Origin of the sequence: Catellatospora sp. IY07-71, from assembly GCF_018326265.1 — a bacterium.
Taxonomy (GTDB): Bacteria; Actinomycetota; Actinomycetes; order Mycobacteriales; family Micromonosporaceae; genus Catellatospora.
Genome location: NZ_AP023360.1, coordinates 3,783,461 through 3,799,140, shown reverse-complemented (window position 1 = coordinate 3,799,140; position 15,680 = coordinate 3,783,461). Strand labels below are relative to the sequence as shown.

Annotated in this window: 14 protein-coding genes; 11 read left to right on the top strand and 3 right to left on the bottom strand. The window is 72.3% G+C overall.

The features are described 5' to 3' along the window. Positions 1–85: 85 nt before the first annotated feature. Positions 86–1,129, top strand: a complete 1,044-nt coding sequence (locus tag CS0771_RS17065; RefSeq protein WP_212841909.1) for a suppressor of fused domain protein — start codon at positions 86–88, stop codon at positions 1,127–1,129. Between the two features lie 61 nt (positions 1,130–1,190). Here the strand turns inward: CS0771_RS17065 and CS0771_RS17060 are convergent, their stop codons facing one another. From CS0771_RS17060 to CS0771_RS17045, 3 genes are all read right to left on the bottom strand, one after another. After that, complete coding sequence (locus tag CS0771_RS17060; protein ID WP_212841908.1) at positions 1,191–1,799, bottom strand: hypothetical protein; 609 nt, start codon at positions 1,797–1,799, stop codon at positions 1,191–1,193. 124 nt (positions 1,800–1,923) lie between these two features. Next, entirely contained in the window at positions 1,924–3,849 is a 1,926-nt protein-coding gene (locus CS0771_RS38790; protein ID WP_244870846.1) for a fibronectin type III domain-containing protein, read from the bottom strand. A gap of 165 nt (positions 3,850–4,014) precedes the next feature. Further along, positions 4,015–5,490 carry a DivIVA domain-containing protein gene (locus CS0771_RS17045; protein WP_212841907.1) on the bottom strand — a complete coding sequence of 492 codons (1,476 nt, stop codon included), beginning with the start codon at positions 5,488–5,490 and terminating at the stop codon, positions 4,015–4,017. A gap of 252 nt (positions 5,491–5,742) precedes the next feature. Between CS0771_RS17045 and CS0771_RS17040 the strand changes: the two genes are divergently transcribed. The 10 genes from CS0771_RS17040 to CS0771_RS16995 all read left to right on the top strand — a co-directional run bounded on the left by CS0771_RS17040 (position 5,743) and on the right by CS0771_RS16995 (position 15,613). Further along, positions 5,743–6,252, top strand: a complete 510-nt coding sequence (locus tag CS0771_RS17040; RefSeq protein ID WP_212841906.1) for a hypothetical protein — start codon at positions 5,743–5,745, stop codon at positions 6,250–6,252. 92 nt (positions 6,253–6,344) lie between these two features. Then, a complete protein-coding gene (locus CS0771_RS17035) occupies positions 6,345–7,181 on the top strand; it encodes a DUF4097 family beta strand repeat-containing protein (RefSeq protein ID WP_212841905.1) in 837 nt (278 codons plus the stop codon). A 12-nt stretch (positions 7,182–7,193) separates the two neighbouring features. After that, positions 7,194–8,150 (top strand): ATP-binding cassette domain-containing protein, encoded by a 957-nt coding sequence (locus CS0771_RS17030; RefSeq protein WP_212841904.1) that lies wholly within the window; start codon positions 7,194–7,196, stop codon positions 8,148–8,150. Further along, positions 8,147–8,926 (top strand): ABC transporter permease, encoded by a 780-nt coding sequence (locus tag CS0771_RS17025; protein WP_212841903.1) that lies wholly within the window; start codon positions 8,147–8,149, stop codon positions 8,924–8,926. The genes CS0771_RS17030 and CS0771_RS17025 overlap by 4 nt, the downstream gene beginning before the upstream one ends. Positions 8,927–9,107: 181 nt before the next feature. Next, a complete protein-coding gene (locus tag CS0771_RS17020) occupies positions 9,108–10,427 on the top strand; it encodes a DUF1800 family protein (protein ID WP_212841902.1) in 1,320 nt (439 codons plus the stop codon). 19 nt (positions 10,428–10,446) lie between these two features. After that, positions 10,447–11,685 carry a DUF1501 domain-containing protein gene (locus CS0771_RS17015; protein ID WP_212841901.1) on the top strand — a complete coding sequence of 413 codons (1,239 nt, stop codon included), beginning with the start codon at positions 10,447–10,449 and terminating at the stop codon, positions 11,683–11,685. 54 nt (positions 11,686–11,739) lie between these two features. Then, complete coding sequence (locus CS0771_RS17010; protein WP_212841900.1) at positions 11,740–12,399, top strand: copper resistance protein CopC; 660 nt, start codon at positions 11,740–11,742, stop codon at positions 12,397–12,399. Positions 12,400–12,495: 96 nt separating this feature from the next. Further along, positions 12,496–13,260, top strand: a complete 765-nt coding sequence (locus tag CS0771_RS17005; RefSeq protein WP_212841899.1) for a pyridoxamine 5'-phosphate oxidase family protein — start codon at positions 12,496–12,498, stop codon at positions 13,258–13,260. A 130-nt stretch (positions 13,261–13,390) separates the two neighbouring features. After that, positions 13,391–14,074 (top strand): hypothetical protein, encoded by a 684-nt coding sequence (locus CS0771_RS17000; RefSeq protein WP_212841898.1) that lies wholly within the window; start codon positions 13,391–13,393, stop codon positions 14,072–14,074. A 132-nt stretch (positions 14,075–14,206) separates the two neighbouring features. Beyond that, positions 14,207–15,613, top strand: a complete 1,407-nt coding sequence (locus tag CS0771_RS16995; protein WP_371821420.1) for a carbohydrate-binding protein — start codon at positions 14,207–14,209, stop codon at positions 15,611–15,613. Positions 15,614–15,680 lie beyond the last annotated feature (67 nt).

Genomic DNA, 15,680 nt, shown 5'->3' with positions numbered 1-15,680 from the left:
AACCGACAAGTTGAGTATGCACGTCACTGGGGGCGCATGCAACCCATACCCCCGATGTCGTGAACCACCCGTAGATTGACCGCCCATGACCGACGACGACGAGACCTACCCCGGCTGGGACGCCATCGACGCCGCGCTCGCCCCGCTCTATCCCGGCGTGGACCCGCTGCACTACGGCACGGTGATCAAATGGCGAATAGGCGGCCCCGACCCCCTGGACGGCGTCAGCGTCTACCGCCGCGACGACCACTGGCATCTGGTCAGCTACGGCATGTCCGAGCTGTACCGCAAGGAGTGGGAGGACCCGGAGCAGTCCGGCTGGGGTTTCGAGTTCACCTTCCGGACGGCCCGCGCGCCCGGCGACGAGGACCCGCCGCTCTGGGCCGTCAGCCTGCTGCAGAACCTCGCGCGGTACGTCTTCAACTCCGGCAACGTCTTCGGCCCCGGGCACCACCTGAACCTGAACGGCCCGATCTCGCTCGCCCGGCCCGACACGGCGATCCAGGCCGCCGCCTTCGCCGAGGACCCCGAACTCGGCACCATCGACACCCCGCACGGCCGGGTCGTGTTCCTGCAGGTGGTGGGCTTGACCCTGGAGGAGTACGCCGTCATCGAGCGCTGGGACACGGGCCGGCTGCTCGACGTGCTGCTGCCCCGGCTGCCGCTGCTCGTCACCGACCTCGACCGGGGCGACCTCACCGGCGAGCCCGGCATCGCGGCCGCGATCGAGGAGGGCGTGCGCCGCGACGGCTCGTCGACCGGCGCGCTGTTCGTGTCGGACGTGGGCTGGCAGCTCGACGGCGGGGTGACCACCGTCCGGTTCGGCGCGAACGCGGCGACGCGGCTCGCCGGGGTGCTGGGCGCGCGGCTGGCCTACGACCGGGGGCTGGTCGTCGACGGGCCCGACGGGGCCGTGCTGTTCCGGACCGGGGACGCGTACGGCGTCGCCGAGGTGGGCGACGGCGCGATCGAGGTGGTGCTGCCCGCCGGCGCGGCCGTGGCGCTGGCGGAGACGCTGCGCCCGGTCGCGGGCACGTACACCGTGCCCGGGGCGCCGGGGCTGGTGGTGCGGATCGTGCGCTCGCAGATCCGCGACGCCGACGGCAACGTGGTCGCCGAGATCGGCTGACGCCCGTCAACGGCGCCGGCCCGCCTGTCATCCAGGCGGGCCGGCGCCGAAGCGCGACGGATCAGGAGATCTTCTTCAGCGGCATGGCGAAGAAGCCGTTGTTCAGCGTCGCCGTGTCACCGGAGCAGGTGTAGGCCAGGGTGCCCTTGGACAGGTCGAGGTTGCCGTCGTAGCCGCCCGTGGTCGTCGGCGTCTCGACGCCGTTGAGGACCACGACGGTCTTCGTGGAGATCTTCCCGCCGGGCATCACACCCGTGATCTTCCCGTCCTTGGCGTGGTACTCGGTGCTGGTCGCGGAGCCGTTCACGGTGTTCTTGCCGACGGCCTTCGAGCCGGAGATCTCCATGGTGAGCGAGAAGACCACGTCGTCGTACGTGATGGTCATCTGGTCGCCGAACTCCAGCGTGAGGTTGCCGGTGCCGGAGCCGGTCGCGTTCGTCATGCCGCCCATCTTGGACACGTTCTCGGCCATGGCGTCGACGTCGGCCGACCACTTGCCGGCCAGGCAGGCGTCGCGGTCCCCGGCCGCGGGCGGGTCGACGGCGGCGATGGTCGCGCCCGTGGTGCCGCTGGGCGCCGGAGAGGTGGCGGAGGGGGTCTCGCCCGTGCAGGCGGCGGTGGCGAGCGTGGTCGCGAGGACCAGCGCGGCGAGGGGTGCCCGGAGCGTCATGGCCGAAATCGTGCCGAGCAGCCGCCGCCAAATCAAGATCCAGCGCTGACAACTAACCGACGACAGAAGGTTAGGAAGGGCACCTTCTTATGCATATAACGATAAGAAGGTGCCCTTCCTTTCGTCACGGCATGGTGACGAGGTGGTTGTGGACGGTGTTGGCGAAGTTGTAGCCGTTGGCCGCGTCCCAGTTGATGGACCACGTCATGGCGCCGCGGATGGAGGGCCAGCGGGCCGGCGGGACGAAGCTGCCGCAGTTGGTGCCGGCCGCCAGGCAGTTGAGCGCGTTGTTGACGACCGTCGGGTTGACGTAGCCGCCGCCCGCCGCCTGGGTGGTGGCGGGCAGGCCGAGCGCGATCTGGTCCGGGCGCAGGGCGCTCTGCAGCTGGATGCAGGCGAGCGCGGTCAGGAAGTTGATCGTGGCCTGGGAGTACGCGAACTGCTGGTCGCAGCCCAGCATGCTGCCCGAGTTGTAGAACTGGGTGTGCACGATGGTCAGGATGTCCTTGATGGCCAGCGCCAGCGAGAAGTAGCCCGCCCCCGTCGACTGCATGTCGATCGTCTGCGGCGCCATCGTGATGATCAGGCCGCTGCCCACCCGGGAGCGCAGGTTGCGCAGCGCCTGCTCCATGTACGTGGCGTTGAGCCCGTTCTCCAGGTCGATGTCGACGCCGTTGAAGCCGTACTCGGTGATCAGGTTGTAGAGGGTGTTGGCGAAGTTGGTCGCGGCCGTGGCGTTGCCGACCGAGACGCTGCCCAGCTCACCGCCGACGGACAGGATCACCTTCTGGTTGCGCGACTTCAGCGTGGCCACGTCCGCCTTGAACTGCGCGGCGGTGTAGCCGCCCAGCGCGGAGGAGAGCCCCGCGTCCACGTGGAAGCTCACCGCGCCGGGCGTGCCGGCGACCGCGTCGGCGAAGGCGACCGCGACGATGTCGTACGTGGTCGGGACCGACGACAGCCGCAGCGGGGTGGCCCCGTTGACGAAGTTCTGCCAGTACCCGGTGAGCAGGTGCTTGGGCAGGGTGCCGGTGGTGCAGCCGGTGGTCGTGCCGGACACGGTCGCCGCGGCCGACTCGCCGGTGCCGTTGTAGGCGCGCACCGTGTACGTGTGGCTGGAGCAGGTGCCCAGGCCGGACAGGGTGGCGCTGAGACCGGTGACCGTGGTGCGCAGGGTGCCGCCCTCGTACACGCGGTAGCCGGTGACGGTGCCGGAGGAGGCGTTCCAGGCCAGCGACAGCGAGGTGTCGGTGGCGCCGGTGACCCGGAGGTTGCCGGGCACGCCGGGCACGCCGGTGCCGCAGCCGGTGGTGGTCACCGTGACGGAGCCGGAGCGAGCCGATTCACCCGCGCTGTTGTACGCGGCCACCGAGTAGGTGTGCGTGGTGCACGCGCCCAGGCCGCTGATGGTGGCCGAGGTGCCGGTGGGCGACGAGACGACGGTGCTGCCCTCGTACACCCGGTAGCCGCTCACGGTGCCGGAGGAGGCGCCCCAGGACAGCGCGACCGAGGTGTTGGTGATCGAGCCGGCCGACGGGTTGCCGGGCGCGCCCGGGACCTGCGGCCCGGTGCCGCCCTGCCCCTGCAGCGAGATGTCGTCGGCGTGGTACGTGCCGGTGCCGTACCAACCGTGCAGGTACACCTGGATCGAACTGCTGGCGGCGGTGAAGGTGAGGGTCAGCTGCGTCCAGCTGGTCGCGTTCGGGGTCCAGGTCGAGGTGCCGCCGTTCACGCCGAGGTAGACGTAGCTGCCGCGCACCCACGCCGACAGCGTGTACTGGGTGCCGGACACCACGGACACGGTCTGCGTGCACTTGGCGTTGTCGGAGGAGCTGGCGGCGCCCTGCAGCGCCTTGGTGCCGGTGCGGACCGGGGTCGACACCACGCTGCCGAGCCCGCCGGTGCAGCTCCACGGGGAGAGCGAACCCGACTCCAGACCGCCGTTGACGAGCACCTCGGCGGCGCTGGCGGGGGTCTGCAGGGCGGTGACGGCAAGGGCGGCGACCAGGGCGGTCGCGGCGGCCGCGGCGGCGGCGCGCAATCTGTTCATATCGAGCTGCTCCGTTCTGAGGACGGGGAGCATGGAGGGTTCCTGGATCGTCGCCGCTCGATAATTAACAGTCAATAAGCCTTACTATTAATTCCCAAATACCGAGACATGGGGGTATGCCGAGGGCCCGCTCGCATGACGCGAACGGGCCCTCGTGAGCTGCTGCTATTCGGCGCCGACCCGCTCCTCCGCCGCGCGCTGCACGGGGATCGGGTGGCCGTTGTGGCGGCCGTTGTGCTCGGCGTGCCGCTGCTCCTCGTGCTCGGCGCCGTGCTGCTCATACTCCTCGTGCTGCTCGGCGGCGTGCGGAGCGTGCTCCTCGCGCTCGTCGTGCAGCGGGTGGCCGTCCTGCGACCCGCGCGCGTCCGACTCGTCCAGCTCCTCGTGGGCGGCGTCGAGCGCCTCGGCGACGATCTCGGCGGCGACGTGCTCGGCGATGTCCGGCACCACGGCGGCGGCCACGTCCTCGACGTCGACCTCCGCCGCGGAGTGCCGCGCGGAGCCCGGCTGGCGCACCTGCACCCGCGGGTACTCCCCCGTCTCCACGCCGCCCACGGCGGCGGCCATCACGGCGGCGGCGGCCAGGTTGGCCACCCGCTCGGCCTCACGCTGCACCCGGGCCCGCACCGCCACGGCGTGGCGCTCGGCCGACTCGGCCGCCCGGCGCGCCTCGTCCAGGCGCTGCATCTCGGTGTGCAGGTCCTTGTTGATCTCGGACAGGCGCTGCTGGAGCTGGGCCACCTCGCGCTCGGCGACGGCGCCCTCCTGGCGCGACTGCACCAGGCGCTGCTGCGCGATGTCCAGCTCGGCCTGCAGCTGGGCCAGCGCCTGACGGCGGGCCCGGATCTCCTGCTGCACCACGGTCAGCTGCTGCTGGTGCGCGGCGTTCTGGTCGTCGGCGCGGCGGCGCAGGTCGGTGGCGTACTGCTGGGCCTCGGCCTGCAGCGCGGCGTTCTTCTGGTTGGTCGCGGTGCGCTGCCCGGCGATCTCCCGCTCGGCGCTGGACCGCAGTTCGCCGAGTTCGCGCTCGACGTTGGCCTTCCACTGCGAGATCTCCTGCTGGGTCTGCGCCCGCGCCGCCTCGATCTCCTGCTGCATGCGCACCCGGGCCGCCTCGACCATCGCCTCGGCCTCGGCCTGGGCGTGCTCGGCCTGCTGGGCGTTGGCCTCCTGCACCCGCTTGAGCTCCTGCTCGGCGCGCTCCATGGCGGCCTCGCTGTCGACCCGCATCCGGTCGGCCCGCTCCTGGGCCTCGGCGAGGATCTTCTCCGCCTCGGCCTTGTGGTGCTGCATCTGCTGCGCCGTGGTGGTGGTGATCTGCTCGGCCTGCTTCTCGGCCAGGTCGAGGATCTGGTCCACCATCGGGCCGAGGTGGCGGAACGACGCCCGCTCCACCTGCGGCGGGCGCTGGCGCAGCTCGGCCAGCTCGGCCAGGTCGGTGTGCTGCCGCTTGAGCCGCTCGGTCAGCTCGCGGACCTGCACCACGGCGCGCTCGCGCTCGGCCGACAGCGTGGACATCTCGCTGTCGAGCTGCGCGAGGTAGTGGTCGACCTGGCGCTTGTCGTACCCGCGCAGGGTGACCTCGAAGTTCGGCCGTGCGGCCAGGTCGTCACGCTGGCCGTGCTGCTCGCCCAGAGACATACGTCATCCTCCATAGATCGCGAAAGCGATGCCGGCGGATGAGCCACACCGCGCGGGGGTACGCGGCATGGCCGACGGACCCACCGCCCGCCTGCACATCCGGAGAGGGTATCGGCGACCCCGGCACCTCGTCACCCTGCCCCGGGTACCTCGACCTCCGCCGATCAGCTGAACCTGCGGTGATGGCCCCGATGACACCACCCTGCGCCAAAGTGGTTGCACGTGGTGCCACCGTGGTGCCATAGTGATGCCATGGACCTGACGCCGTATGTCGAGAAGCTGCGCGCCGAGCTCGCCGTCGCCGCCGAGGCCGGTGGCGCGGAGGCCCGCGCGCTGGCCGAGCGCCTCACCGCCCCGCTGGAGTCGGCCATCCGGCTCACCCTGCTGGAGGCGCTGTCCGCCGCGGCCGACGAGATCACCCGCGACCTGGCTCCGGGCTCTGTCGACGTACGGCTGCGCGGGGTGAACCCCGGATTCGTGGTGCACCTGCCGCAGGCCGAGACCGAGGCCGCACCCGCCCCGGCCGCCCCGGCCCCCGCCTGGGACGAGTCCGCCGGCGGCGCCGCCACCTCGCGGATCAACCTGCGCCTGCCCGACGATCTGAAGACCCGCATCGAGGAGGCGGCCGGGCGCGAGCGCCTGTCGGTCAACACCTGGCTGGTGCGGGCCGCCGCCGGCGCCCTGGACGCACCCGCCGAGCGCCGCGCCACGGCCGAGCGGGGCCCCGACCTCGGCCAGCGCTTCACGGGCTGGGTGCGCTAGCCCGCCGCCCGCAACACGCGCTCCGGCGCGCAGACGTACCCCGCCGTCCGGCGGTCCCACCTGATCGACCAGAACCGAGGGAGGGCACCACCATGCCCGTTTTCGACACCCCCCAGCCCGTCGCCGTGACGCTGAGCCTGCTCGCCGCCGACGTGCGCATCACCGCCGGCGAGCGCACCGACACCGTGGTCGAGGTGCGCCCGGCCAACAACAGCGCCAAGGCGGCCAAGGCAGCCGAGGAGACCCGCGTCGAGTACGCCGACGGCCGGCTGCTGATCCGCACCCCCAAGCACCTCAACTCCATGTGGGGCCGCCCCGGCTCCATCGAGGTGGACATCGCGCTGCCGGCCGGCTCGTCGGTGGACGGCGACGCCGGGATCGGCGAGCTGACCGCCGAGGGCCCGCTCGGGCAGTGCCGCTACCAGAGCGGATACGGCCGGATCCGGTTCGACGAGACCGGCCCGCTGCGCGCGGAGACCGGCGCGGGCGACATCAGCGCCGAGCACGTGCTCGGCGACGCCACGGTGTCCACCGGCACCGGGCGGATCCGGCTCGGGCGCGTCGGCGGCGACGCCGTGGTCAAGAGCTCCAACGGCGAGAGCGTGCTCGGTGAGGTCACCGGCCTGGCCCGGATCAACGGCGCGAGCGGCTCCATCACCGTGGAGCGGGCGCTGGGCGGGGTCACCGCGCAGACCGCCCACGGCGACATCCGCGTCGGATCCGCCGTACGCGGCTCGGTGTCGCTGGTGACCGCCGCGGGCCGCCTGGAGATCGGCATCCCGCACGGCACCGCCGCCTGGCTCGACCTGCGCACCTCCGGCGCCATCCGCAACTCGCTGGACAGCGCGCCGGGGCCCGCCGAGGCCGACGAGCGGGTCGAGGTGCGGGCCCGCACCCACTGGGGCGACATCACCATCCACCGATCCTGAGAGGACACCACCATGCCCACCCCCGCCATCGAGGTGCGCGGCCTGCGTAAGGCGTACGGCGCCAAGACCGTGCTGACCGGCCTCGACCTGACCGTGCCCGCGGGCACCGTCTACGCCCTGCTCGGCCCGAACGGCGCGGGCAAGACCACCACCGTGCACATCCTGTCCACCCTGCTGCGCCCCGACGCGGGGCAGCTGCGGGTGGCCGGGCACGACCCGGCGGCCGACCCCGACGCGGTGCGCGCCGCGATCGGCCTCACCGGCCAGTTCTCCGCGGTGGACAGCTACCTCACCGCCCGGGAGAACCTGGCGCTCATGGCCGACCTGAACCACCTGGGCAAGCGGGAGGGCCGCCGCCGGGTCGCGGACCTGCTGGGCCGGTTCGACCTCACCGAGGCGGCCGACAAGCCGGTGGCGACCTACTCCGGCGGCATGCGCCGGCGGCTCGACCTGGCGATGACCCTGGTCGGCGACCCGCGCGTGGTGTTCCTCGACGAGCCGACCACCGGCCTGGACCCGCGCAGCCGCCGCACCATGTGGGACAGCATCCGCGCGCTGGTCGCGGGCGGCGTCACCATCCTGCTCACCACGCAGTACCTGGCGGAGGCCGACCAGCTCGCCGACCGGGTGGCGCTGCTCGACCACGGCCGCATCATCGCCGAGGGCACCCCTGCGGAGCTGAAGCGGCTCATCCCGGGCGGGCACATCCGGCTGCGCTTCGCCGCACTCGCCGAGCTGGAGACCGCCGCCCGCGCGCTCGGCCCGGTCACCCGCGACGACGAGGCGCTCACCCTCCAGGTGCCCAGCGACGGCGGGGTGCGCTCGCTGCGCGAGGTGCTGGACCGGCTCGACGGCGCGGCCGTCGAGGTCGCCGAGCTGACCGTGCACACCCCCGACCTGGACGACGTCTTCCTCACCCTCACCGGCCGCCCCGACGCCGCCGCCCTGGACGGAGCAACCCCCCGATGACCGCCTACGCCCTGCGCGACTCCACCACCATGCTGCGGCGCTACCTGCTGCGCGCCCGCCGCTACCCGCTGATCGGCTTCCTGGTCGGCATCCCGGTGATCATGCTGCTGCTGTTCGTGTACGTGTTCGGCGGCACGCTGGGCGACGGCATCGCCGCGGGCGGCGGGCGGGCCGCGTACGCCGACTACGTCACGCCCGGCATCCTGCTGCTGGCCATCGCGAGCATCGCGCAGCTCACCGCGATCGGGGTGGCGCAGGACATGACCGAGGGCATCATCAACCGGTTCCGCACCATGGCCATCTTCCGGCCCTCGGTGCTGACCGGCCACGTCGTCGGCAACCTGGTGCAGATGCTGCTCGCCCTGGCCGTCGTGATCGGCGTCGCGCTGCTCGTCGGCTTCCGCCCGAACGCCACGCCGGTCGAGTGGCTGGCCGCCACCGGGATGCTGACCCTGGTCTCGCTCGCCGTGATCTGGTTCGGCGTGGCCTGCGGCCTGACCGCGCGCACCGTCGAGTCGGCCAGCAACCTGCCCATGCCGCTGATCCTGCTCCCGTTCCTGGGCAGCGGATTCGTCCCCACCGACTCGATGCCCGCCGGAGTGAGCTGGGCCGCCGAGTACCAGCCCTTCACCCCGGTCATGGAGACCATCCGCGGCCTGCTCCTGGGCACCGGCATCGGCGACAGCGCCTGGCTCGCCACCGCCTGGTGCGCGGCCCTCACCGTCCTCTGCTTCTTCTGGGCCCGCTCCCGCTACAACCGCGAGGCGGCCCACTGACCCGGACCACCCAAGATCGCGACGATCTTGCGTGAACTGTTAGGGATATGCCCGAAAGGGGCGTGTCGCACCCACAGTTCACGCAAGATCGTCGTGGTGTTGGGCGGGCGGGGCGCGGATTTACGTAGCCCGAACATCGCGTGGGGGTGGGGCTGATCTTTGTGCTTTTAGGATCGCGGGTATGGGCGAACGCGAAAAGGTCGCGCACCTGCTGCGGCGGGCGACGTTCGGGCCGACCGCCGACGAGGTGGACCGGGCCGAGCGCGACGGGTACGCGGCGACCGTCGAGCGGTTGCTGCGGCCGGGCGGGACCGACGCGGGGGCGGCGCGCACGCCCGAGCCGGAGCTGGGCGCGGATCCGTATCAGAGCCTGGCCAAGGGTGCCTCGCGGGAGCAGCGGCAGAAGGCCCGGCAGGCGCGTAAGGCGCAGGTGCAGGAGCTGACCCACTGGTGGGTGGACCGCATGATCGCGGCCGAGCACCAGTTCGGCGAGAAGCTGGTGTTCTTCTGGCACGGGCACTGGGCCACCAGCGTGCAGAAGGTCAACTCGGCGCACCTGATGCTGGCCCAGCAGCAGGTGTTCCGGCGCGAGGGGCGCGGTGACTTCGGCGGCCTGGTGCGGGCCATGCTGCGCGATGCGGCGCTGATCCACTGGCTGGACGGGCAGCGCAACACCCGCAAGGCGCCCAACGAGAACCTGGCCCGCGAGCTGATGGAGCTGTTCACGCTGGGCATCGGCGCGTACACCGAGGCCGACGTGAAAGCGGCCGCTCGGGCGCTGACCGGCTGGACGGTGAACCGGGACAGCGGCAGGGCCGTGTTCCAGCCCGCGCGGCACGACAAGACGGAGAAGACGGTGCTCGGGCGCACCGGCCCGCTGGACGCCGACGGCCTGGCCGCGATCCTGCTGGACCAGCCCGCGGCGGGCACGTTCCTGCCCGCGCGGCTGTGGTTCCGGTTCGCCTCCGGCGAGCCCATGCCCGACGCGGTACGCGACCGGCTGTCCGCCGCGTTCGCCGGGCGTGACGTGTCCGCGCTGCTGCGGGCGCTGTTCACCGACGAGGCGTTCGGCGCGACCGGCGGGCAGCTGGTCAAGCAGCCGGTCGAGTGGCTGGTGGGCGCGGTGCGCCAGCTCGGCGCGGCCGGCACCGCGGCCGGGCAGAAGCAGCGCAAGCAGGTCTACCAGGGGCTCAACCGGCTCGACCAGGTGCCGTTCCGGCCGCCGAGCGTGGGCGGGTGGCCGGCGGGCACCGCGTGGCTCAACACGTTCAGCACGCAGACGAAGGTGCAGCTGGCGCAGGCGCTGGCCGCCGCGGCGAGCCCCGCGTTCACCGAGCGGCTGTCCGCCGCGCCCGCCGCCGGGCGGCCGGAGGCGCTGGCCCGGCTGCTGGTGGTGGACGCGTGGACCGACCGCACCCGCGCGGTGCTGGCCGAAGCCGCGAAGGACGTACGCAGGCTGACCGTGCTGGGGCTGATCAGCCCCGAGTACACCGTCCACTGAGACCCGGGGAGGACCGAGCATGGACACCACGACCCGGCGCAGGTTCCTGATCGCCAGCGGGGTGGTCGGCGGCGGCGCGCTGGCGGCGGGCGCCGCCACGCTGAGCCTGACCGACCTGTTCGACACCGCCGGCGAGCGGCCCGAGGGCGCGAAGACCCTGGTCGTGATCACGCTGTACGGCGGCAACGACGGCCTCAACACCGTGATCCCGTACGCCGACCGGGCGTACCAGGACGCGCGGCCGGAGCTGGCGTACGACGGCGGCGAGGTGCTCCGCCTCGACGACACCACCGGCCTGAATCCGGGCCTGAAGGGCCTGCACGGGCTGTTCGGCACGAAGCGGCTGGCGATCGTGCGCGGCGTCGGCTACCCGAAGCCCGACCGCAGCCACTTCCGCTCCATGGACATCTGGCAGACCGCCTCCCCCGAGCGGCCCGGCAACACCGGCTGGATCGGCCGCTGGCTCGACGGCGCGGGCGCCGACCCCCGGCTGGCCGTGTCGTTCGAGAAGGTGCTGCCGCCGCTGCTCGCCGGGCAGAACTGCGCCGGGGCGGTGATCGGCGCGGCCGACGCGAAGCTGCCGAAGGCGGTCACCGCCGAGGTGCTCGCCGGGCTCGCCGCGCCCGCTGCCGGGGAGCCGCCGCTGCAGGCCCGCGCCGCGGCGTGCTTCGGGGACCTGGCCCGCGTACGCGAGATGGCACAGCAGGTGAAGGACGCCGCCGACGAGGAGGACGGCGCCGGCGGGGGCGACGACACCCCGGCCGCGACCGGCACCGGCGGCCTGGCCGGGCTCCAGGCGCAGCTCGACCTGGTGGCACAGTGCATCGAGGCGGGCGTGTCGACGCGGGTCTTCTCCGTGTCGCTGGGCGGCTTCGACACGCACGCCGACGAGCGCAACCTGCAGGAGACGCTGCTGTCGTACCTGGACCGGGGCGTCACCGCGTTCTACCAGCGGATCAACGGGCACCCGGCGGGCAAGGACGTGGTGGTGCTGATCTACTCCGAGTTCGGGCGGCGGGTGCGGGCCAACGCCTCCGACGGCACCGACCACGGCACCGCGTCCAACGTCTTCCTGCTGGGCGAGTCCGTGCCCGGTGGCCTGTACGGCGAGCAGCCCAGCCTGACCGATCTCGACGACGGCGACCTCAAGTTCACGACCGACTTCCGCGACGTGTACGCCACCGTCCTGGACCGCGTCCTGCAGGACGATCCGGGCCGTGCCCTCGGCGGCTGGCAGGGCAGCCTGTCCTGGTGGTGACCTCCACCTGGGACAGGGTGGTGCGGCGGACTTCGATCCCTTAGGTTCATCGCCATGCTTCGAAAGATCGCGGTCGTGTTCGCCGTCGTCGCCGCCGTCGCGCTGGTGCCCGCGCCCGCGCAGGCGCACGGCCAGCTCGCGTTCTCCGACCCGGCCGACAAGAGCACGGTCACCGAGCCGCTGGTGGACGTGCGGCTCTACTTCACCGAGAAGCCCGCCTCGAACGCGTTCTTCAGCATCACCGCGCCGGACGGCACCCGGGTGGACCGCGGCTGGTCCGGCGGCGAGCCGAAGCCGCTGCCCACGCCGGTGCAGGAGCTGAACCTGGTCAACGGCAACTGGGAATCCCAGGTCTACACCGTCGGGTTCCCCACGGTCATCCCGGTGGGGTACTGGCCGCAGACCGGCGTCTACACGATCACCTACAAGTCGGTGGCCACCGACGGCGACCGGGTCTCCGGCGAGATCCGCTTCGACTACCAGGGCAGGCTCACCCAGGCCCCGGCCGACTGGCAGGCGCCGACCAACCAGCCCGACCCGGCGCTGGACGAGCACGGCCCGACGGCCGGGTCGGTGGCGACCGTCAGCGCCACCTCGCCGGACGCGCCGCTCGCCCCCACCTCCACGACCTGGCCGTACTGGGTGCTCGGCGCGCTGATCGCGGTGCTGGCCGGGGTCGGCGTGCTGCAGCACCAGCGGCGTACCACCCGTTGACGGGGCCCGTGTCGCACCTGATGTGCGACGCGGGCGCCCTCCCATCCGCGAACCTCGATCGCGTGCGCCGGCGCACGTCGGCGGAGGGAGGCGGCAATGACGAGCATCGCCGTGGTCCAGGGCTCGGCCGGGGAGCGTGTGCTGCAGGCCGCGCACGGCACGGCCGAACGGGCGCAGCGCTTCTACGACCAGCAGGTCCTCGACCACCTCAACGAGCGCATGATCACCTTCGTACGGGCGCAGGAGATGGTCTTCGTGGCCACCGCCGACGCGCGCGGCGAGTGCGACGCCACGTTCCGCGCCGGGCCGGCCGGGTTCATGCACGTGGTGGGGCCGACCCGGCTGATGTGGCCGGAGTACCGCGGCAACGGCGTGCTGGCCAGCCTGGGCAACATCAGCGAGAACGCGCACGTCGGGCTGCTGTTCATGGACTTCGTCAAAGACGTCATCGGGCTGCACGTCAACGGCCGCGCCACGATCATGGAGGACGCGCAGGCCCGCGCCGAGTGCCCGGAGCTGCCGGTGGACCCGGTGCCGGGGCGCCGGGCCGAACGCTGGGTGGTGGTGGACGTGGTGGAGGCGTACATCCACTGCGCCAAGCACATCCCGCGCATGGTCAAGGCGCCGCGCGAGCGCGCCTGGGGCACCGACGACGTACGCCGCAAGGGCGGCGACTTCTTCGGCGCGGCGGCGTCACAGCCGGACCGCGCCGAGCGCCCTGAGCAGGAGCAGAATGGCGACAATCGGCGCGGCGGAGTCGGCCGGTGGCGGCGCCTGCTCCGCCTTCCGTGGCGTCGGGGCAGGTCAGGTGAACCGACCCCGGCGGCGGGAACACCCGCCCGGGGTCGGCGGGCCGGGTGAACAGCCTTCCCCCGAAACGGCTGGTTGGCTACGATTCTGCCTGCCCTCGACGGTGGTGTTCCGCGCCTGGGGGACGTGCCCGGCCGACGTCGGTCGCGCGGTCCGAACGCTACGGTGAGGAGATCGTCCCATGACCGACAACCGGCTGAAGGGCCGCGTCAAGGGCCTGTTCGGCGGCGCGGCCGCGGACGCCGAGGTGCTGGAGCACGCCGAGCCCGTGCTCGCCGACCCGGAGGCGGAGCGGCAGGCGCTGCAGGTGCTGGTGCTGGCCCGGCGGACCGCCGACGAGCACATCGCCACCGCGCAGCAGGAGGCGGGGCGCATCCACGCCGAGGCGCGCGCCAAGTCCGAGGAGATCGCGCGCGAGGCACGCGCGATGGTCGAGGCGGCGCGCGAGGAGGCCGCCCGGATCCAGGCCGCCGCGCAGGCCAAGGCGGTGGAGGTCTCCCGTGAGGCGCAGGCGCACGCGGAGACGACGCGGCGCGAGAGCGAGAAGGTGCTGACCGACGCGCGGCACCGTGCCGAGGACATCCTCGACGACGCCCAGGCCAAGGCCGACCGGCTGGAGGGCGACGCGCTGCAGCAGTACGAGGACGTGGTCGGCAGCCTGGAGGGCAAGCGGGCGGCGCTGCAGCAGCGCATCGAGGCCCTGCAGCAGTTCGACCGGGAGTACCGGGCGCGCCTGCGCAAGTTCATGAGCGGGCAACTGGAGGCGCTGGACGCCGACGAGCCGTCGCTGGCCGAGGTGGAGCAGCACATGGTTGCGGACGTGCCACCCCAGGCCACGCGCCAGCAGCCGGTGCGCCGCCGCTGAGCCGACGACGCTCCTGATCGGAGGGCCCGTCACCGCGCCGGTGGCGGGCCTTTCATTAACTCAGGCTTAAACACCACATTGGCATCCGTGCACCCATGGACATTGACAGTAAGCTTTCCTAATAATGGCGCCATGCCGAACACTCCCACCCGCTCGATCCGCCGCTCGGCGCGCTGGGCGATCGCCGTCGCCGCCAGCGTGACGGCGACCCTGGCCGTGGCCATGGTCTCCGCCCCGAACGGCCAGGCCGCCCCCACCCCGGTGGCGGCGCTCGCCGTCTGCACCGCCCCGGCCTGGGCCGAGGGCAACACCTACACCGCCGGCACCCAGGTCACCTACAACGGCCGCCTCTACCAGGCCCTGGTCACCCACACCGCGTACGTCGGCGCCGGCTGGAACCCCGCGGCCACCCCGTCGCTGTGGAAGGACCTCGGCGCCTGCGACGGCACCCCGCCGTCGCCGTCCGCGTCGGCCTCGCCGTCCCGGCCGCCGTCGCCGTCCCCGTCGGCCTCGCCCTCGCGGCCGCCGTCGCCCTCCCCGTCGGTCTCGGCCCCGCCGTCGCCGTCCACCTCGCCCGGCGGCACCACCTGCCCGGTCAAGTCCCGGCCCACCGGCAAGGTGCTGCACGGCTACTGGGAGAACTGGGACGGCTCGGCCAACGGCGTGCACCCGCCGTTCGGCTGGACCCCGATCACCAACGCCGCCATCCGCCAGCACGGCTACAACGTCATCAACGCCGCCTTCCCGGTGATCCTCTCCGACGGCACCGTGAAGTGGGAGGACGGCATGGACGCGGGCGTCAAGGTCGCCACCCCGGCCGAGATGTGCGAGGCCAAGGCCGCCGGCCTGACCATCCTGCTGTCCATCGGCGGCGCCACCGCCGGCATCGACCTCAGCTCCTCCGCCGTGGCCGACCGGTTCGTCGCCACCGTGGTGCCGATCCTGAAGAAGTACAACTTCGACGGCATCGACATCGACATCGAGACCGGCCTGTCCGGCAGCGGCAACATCAACACGCTGTCCACCTCGCAGGCCAACCTGATCCGCATCATCGACGGCGTGCTCGCGCAGATGCCGTCCAACTTCGGCCTGACCATGGCGCCGGAGACCGCGTACGTCACCGGCGGCAGCGTCGTCTACGGCTCGATCTGGGGCTCGTACCTGCCGATCATCAAGAAGTACGCCGACAACGGGCGACTCTGGTGGTTGAACATGCAGTACTACAACGGCAGCATGTACGGCTGCGCCGGTGACTCGTACTCCGCCGGCACCGTGCAGGGCTTCGTCGCGCAGACCAACTGCCTCAACACCGGCCTGGTCATCCAGGGCGTGACGATCCGGGTGCCGTTCGACAAGCAGGTCCCCGGCCTGCCCGCGCAGGTCGGCGCGGGCGGCGGCTACATGTCGCCGTCCCTGGTGTCCCAGGCCTGGAACACGTACAACGGCCAGCTCAAGGGCCTGATGACGTGGTCCATCAACTGGGACGGGTCGAAGAACTGGACCTTCGGCGACAACGTCAAGGCCCTCCAGGGCCGCTGACCGAAGCAAGGAAGGGCACCTTCTTAACGGATTCCGTTGTAGAAGGTGCCCTTCTTAACGCGTCCAG

Coding starts and splice junctions, on each gene's coding strand:
- CS0771_RS17065 (WP_212841909.1), top strand. CDS start 86: ATGACCGACGACGACGAGACCTACCCCGGCTGGGACGCCATCGACGCC.
- CS0771_RS17060 (WP_212841908.1), bottom strand. CDS start 1,799: ATGACGCTCCGGGCACCCCTCGCCGCGCTGGTCCTCGCGACCACGCTC.
- CS0771_RS38790 (WP_244870846.1), bottom strand. CDS start 3,849: ATGAACAGATTGCGCGCCGCCGCCGCGGCCGCCGCGACCGCCCTGGTC.
- CS0771_RS17045 (WP_212841907.1), bottom strand. CDS start 5,490: ATGTCTCTGGGCGAGCAGCACGGCCAGCGTGACGACCTGGCCGCACGG.
- CS0771_RS17040 (WP_212841906.1), top strand. CDS start 5,743: ATGGACCTGACGCCGTATGTCGAGAAGCTGCGCGCCGAGCTCGCCGTC.
- CS0771_RS17035 (WP_212841905.1), top strand. CDS start 6,345: ATGCCCGTTTTCGACACCCCCCAGCCCGTCGCCGTGACGCTGAGCCTG.
- CS0771_RS17030 (WP_212841904.1), top strand. CDS start 7,194: ATGCCCACCCCCGCCATCGAGGTGCGCGGCCTGCGTAAGGCGTACGGC.
- CS0771_RS17025 (WP_212841903.1), top strand. CDS start 8,147: ATGACCGCCTACGCCCTGCGCGACTCCACCACCATGCTGCGGCGCTAC.
- CS0771_RS17020 (WP_212841902.1), top strand. CDS start 9,108: ATGGGCGAACGCGAAAAGGTCGCGCACCTGCTGCGGCGGGCGACGTTC.
- CS0771_RS17015 (WP_212841901.1), top strand. CDS start 10,447: ATGGACACCACGACCCGGCGCAGGTTCCTGATCGCCAGCGGGGTGGTC.
- CS0771_RS17010 (WP_212841900.1), top strand. CDS start 11,740: ATGCTTCGAAAGATCGCGGTCGTGTTCGCCGTCGTCGCCGCCGTCGCG.
- CS0771_RS17005 (WP_212841899.1), top strand. CDS start 12,496: ATGACGAGCATCGCCGTGGTCCAGGGCTCGGCCGGGGAGCGTGTGCTG.
- CS0771_RS17000 (WP_212841898.1), top strand. CDS start 13,391: ATGACCGACAACCGGCTGAAGGGCCGCGTCAAGGGCCTGTTCGGCGGC.
- CS0771_RS16995 (WP_371821420.1), top strand. CDS start 14,207: ATGCCGAACACTCCCACCCGCTCGATCCGCCGCTCGGCGCGCTGGGCG.